3 protein-coding genes and 1 pseudogene are annotated in these 3,695 nt (G+C 75.0%); 3 read left to right on the top strand and 1 reads right to left on the bottom strand.

From position 1 onward, the window contains the following. Positions 1 to 6: 6 nt before the first annotated feature. From EYA84_RS28545 to EYA84_RS28535, 3 genes are read left to right on the top strand one after another with little or no spacing between them, the layout of a single operon-like run. Positions 7 to 999: a prephenate dehydrogenase/arogenate dehydrogenase family protein gene (locus EYA84_RS28545; protein ID WP_236146008.1), complete on the top strand. Its 993-nt coding sequence runs from the start codon at positions 7 to 9 to the stop codon at positions 997 to 999. 58 nt (positions 1,000 to 1,057) lie between these two features. Continuing rightward, the gene (locus EYA84_RS28540) at positions 1,058 to 1,702 is read left to right on the top strand and encodes an SIMPL domain-containing protein (RefSeq protein WP_131057043.1); all 645 of its coding nucleotides are present in this window, start codon (positions 1,058 to 1,060) and stop codon (positions 1,700 to 1,702) included. Then, the gene (locus EYA84_RS28535) at positions 1,702 to 2,349 is read left to right on the top strand and encodes a nucleoside/nucleotide kinase family protein (protein ID WP_131057041.1); all 648 of its coding nucleotides are present in this window, start codon (positions 1,702 to 1,704) and stop codon (positions 2,347 to 2,349) included. Before EYA84_RS28540 ends, EYA84_RS28535 begins: the two co-directional genes overlap by 1 nt. Here the strand turns inward: EYA84_RS28535 and EYA84_RS28530 are convergent. Beyond that, positions 2,326 to 3,695: pseudogene (locus EYA84_RS28530) on the bottom strand (hypothetical protein); the annotation flags it as partial. The gene EYA84_RS28535 and the pseudogene EYA84_RS28530 sit on opposite strands and share 24 nt — an antisense overlap.

Below are 3,695 nucleotides of genomic sequence, written 5' to 3'. Positions count from 1 at the left end.
CCCCTGATGCGCGCGGCGGTGGTCGGCACCGGCCTGATCGGCGGGTCGGTGCTGCTCCGGCTGCACGCCGCCGGGCTGGACGTGACGGGCTGGGACCCGGACGACGCGACCCGCCGCCAGGCCCGGCTGGCCGGCGTACCCACCTCCGAGCGGCTGACCGACGCGGTGGCCGGCCGGGACGTGGTGTTCCTCGGCGGGCCGCTGCCGACCCTGCCGGAGACCCTGGTCGAGGTGGCCGCGGCGACCGGGCCGGACTGCCTGCTCACCGACGTCGGCAGCACCAAGGCCGAGCTGGCCGCATTCGCCGCGACCCGGGGCCTGACCCACCGCTTCGTGCCCGGTCATCCGATGGCCGGCACCGACCGGGCCGGTCTCGGTGCGGCCCGGCCCGAGCTGTTCGCGGGCGCCGCCTGGGTGCTCTGTCCCGCGCCGGACGGGCTGGGCGCGTTCCGCCGGCTGGCCGCCCTGGTCACCGAGGTGATCGGGGCCCGGGTGGTGCCGATGGCGGCGGACCGGCACGACGCCGTGGTCGCGCTCTCCTCGCACGTGCCGCACCTGCTCGCCGGTGCCCTGGCCGGTGCCGCCCAGCGCTCGCCGCTGCGCGACGCCGTGCTGACGCTGGCCGCCGGCAGCTTCCGCGACGGCACCCGGGTCGCCGGCACCCCGGCCCCGCGCACCGCGAACATGCTGCGCGGCAACCGTGAGCAGGTGCTGGCCGCCCTGGCCGAGGTCACCGCCTACCTCGACGAGCTGACCGAGGCGCTGCGAGCCGGTGACGGTGACGCGCTCACCGCCCGGTACGCCGAGGCGGGTGCCGCCCGGGTCGCACTCGCCGGACGGCCGTACCAACCGACGGTCCGCCCGTTCCCGGTCGACGGTGAGGCCACCGCCGAGGTCGCCTGGCTGACCGGGCTGGGCGCGGCGGGCGGTCACCTCAGCGGGTGCCGGGTCCTCGACGAGGTGGTCTCGTACACTGCGCAGCTCCCGCAGGCCGGCTGATCCGTCGGGCGGGACGCATCGGTGGGCGCGGTACGTGAGCCGCCGCTAGGGTGAGGGCATGGTGGACGGACCGGTGGTGACCGTACGCGGTGAGGCGTACCGGGAAGTCGCTCCGGAGGAGGCCCGGTTCGCGGTGACCGCGCTCGCGCGCGACCGGGAGCGCGAGCCCACGCTGACCCGGCTGGCCGAGCGGGCCGCCGCGATCCGGGTGCTGCTCGACTCGTACGGGCCGACGATCGACCGCCGCGAGACCGGCGACCTGCGGGTGCGGCCCGAGACACGACGGTCCGGCGAGCGGGTGGTGGCCTGGCACGGCTCGGTGGTGACCACGGTGACGGTCAGCGACTTCACCGCGCTCGGCGAACTGATGCTGCGGCTGGCCGACCAGGACCAGGTGGCGGTCGCCGGGCCCTGGTGGTCGCTGCGGCCGGACAGCCCGGCCTACCGGGAGGCCCGGCATGCCGCGATCGCCGATGCCCTGCTGCGCGCCCGCGAGTACGCCGAGGCGCTCGACGCGCGGGTCACCGACCTGATCGAGCTCGCCGACGAGGGCGGCGGGCAGCCGATGATGGCCCGGATGTCGTTCGACGCCGGTGGGGTCGAGTCGACCGCCGTGCCGGAGTTGGAACTCGATCCGCAACCACAGTCGGTGCACGCGGCGGTGCGGGCCCGGTTCGCGATCACCCGGCCGGTCCTGTCCTGATGACCGAGGCCCGGGTGCTGCCCGTCGACGAGTTGGTGCGGCGGGCCCGCGCCCTGGCCGACGCGGGTCCCCGGCAACTGCTCGGCATCACCGGCGCACCCGGTGCGGGCAAGTCCACGCTGGCCGCCGAGGTGGTCGCGGCGATCGGTGCGTCCGCCCGGCTGGTGCCGATGGACGGTTTCCACCTGGCCCAGGCCGAGTTGCACCGGCTGGGCCGCGCCGCCCGCAAGGGGGCGATCGACACCTTCGACGCCAACGGGTACGTCTCGCTGATGCGCCGCCTGCGGCGGAAGGAGCCGACGTCGGTCTGGGCGCCGGAGTTCCGCCGGGAGCTGGAGGAACCGATCGCGGGCGCGATCGAGGTGCCGCCGGAGGTCCGGCTGGTGGTGACCGAGGGCAACTACCTGCTCGTGCCGGACTGGCCGTGGGACGAGATGCGGGCGTTGCTGCACGAGGCGTGGTTCCTGGATCTCGACGGCGACCTGCGACGGCGTCGGCTCGTGGCCCGGCACGTCGGGTACGGCCGGTCGGCCGAGGAGGCGCGCGCCTGGGCGCTGGGCAGCGACGAGGTCAACGCCGCGCTGGTGGCCGAGACCGCCGTCCGGGCCGACCTGGTGGTCCGGCTAGCCGACCCCCCTCCGGGGTGACGGCACGGCCCGACGCAGCATCCACGCCACCCGGGACCGTTCCCGCTGGAACTCGGCCGCCTCCGGGTATCCGCTGTGGCTGCGGATCGGCGGGTCGGCCACCTCGCCGTCGCTGGGGTGCAGTGCCTCCGGGTCGGTGACCGCGATGTCGCGTTCCCCGGCGGTGACCGGCCAGCCGAGCGGGTCGGTGTCCCGCCAGAAGTTCGTCCACCGGGTTCCGGCCGAGGGGCGGGTCAGTGCCCGGGTCAGCACCGGCAGCCGGTCCGGGCCGAAGTACGCCGGGAAGATCCGGCCGTAGAGCCGCGTGAGCTGGCACCCGTAGGAGAAGAACCAGATCCGTTGCCGCCAGCGTTGCGGTATCTGGAGGATGACGGCGGTGCAGATGACGGTGCCCTGGCTGTGTCCGGAGAGGATGATGCCGTCCACCCGGCGGGGATCGTGTTCGGTCAGGGCGAGCAGCCCGGCGGTGCGGGTGAGTAGTTCCGGCACGGCCCGTTCGGCGTAGCTCGGTGGGGCGAGCGGGTGCGCGGCGCGCGGCCAGAACGTGCCGACGTCCCAGACCACGCCGACCGACCGCCGGACCGTGTCGTTGCGGTAGACCAGCAGACCGATCGCGGCGATCGCCAGAGGCAGCCACCCGAGCAGCCGGTCACCGACGTCGGCGACGACCCCGATGACGGTGCCGGTGGTGCCCGAGGTGAGATCGTGCGGGCGGGCGGGGGAGAGCACGACCATGCAGCCGAGCGCGGCGAGTGTCCCCGCGGTGCCCGCGTACCAGCCGATCAGTCGCAGTGCGTGTTCGCCGACCAGGCGGTGCAGGGCCTGGTGGGTGCTGACGTCCCGGGCGCGGCGCAGGTCGTGCGCGGAGAGACCGCCTTCTGCCCGCAGCTCGGCGTACTCCTGCCGGCGCAGTCGGCGGAACAGCACGACGGCACGGATCGCGACCAGGGCGAGCAGCAGCAGTGCCATGCCGAAGACCAGACCGGACCAGGTCACCGGGACCGGCGGCACCACCGGGGGACGTCCGCTGTCGGTGGCGTCCCGGTTGAGCAGGTCGCTGACCCAGTAGAGCAGGCCGGTGCTGTACGCGAGGCAGAGCAGCCACCCGAATCCGGCGATGACGGCCGGGCCGCGACCACGCCAGGCCAGGTCCGTGTAGGGCCCGAGGGGCTGGGTCACGTCGCTGGGTCGGGTACGCGGCATCAGGAGGCCGGTTGCGGCGAGGAGCAGCAGTGCCGGGACGACCTGCCACACCGCGAGCGGTGCCGGCGGCAGGAACGGCAACCAGCCCTGGCACCAGGCGGCGCCGACGGTGATCAGCACCGTGGCGGCGGCCGGTGTGGCAC

It is taken from the genome of Verrucosispora sp. SN26_14.1, from assembly GCF_004307965.1.
Lineage (GTDB): Bacteria > Actinomycetota > Actinomycetes > Mycobacteriales > Micromonosporaceae > Micromonospora.
This window is presented reverse-complemented; position numbering and strand designations above follow the sequence as displayed.

Bases quoted from the DNA above. Each gene is read 5' to 3' on its own strand.
- EYA84_RS28545 (WP_236146008.1), top strand. From the start codon at position 7: ATGCGCGCGGCGGTGGTCGGCACCGGCCTGATCGGCGGGTCGGTGCTG.
- EYA84_RS28535 (WP_131057041.1), top strand. From the start codon at position 1,702: ATGACCGAGGCCCGGGTGCTGCCCGTCGACGAGTTGGTGCGGCGGGCC.
- EYA84_RS28540 (WP_131057043.1), top strand. From the start codon at position 1,058: ATGGTGGACGGACCGGTGGTGACCGTACGCGGTGAGGCGTACCGGGAA.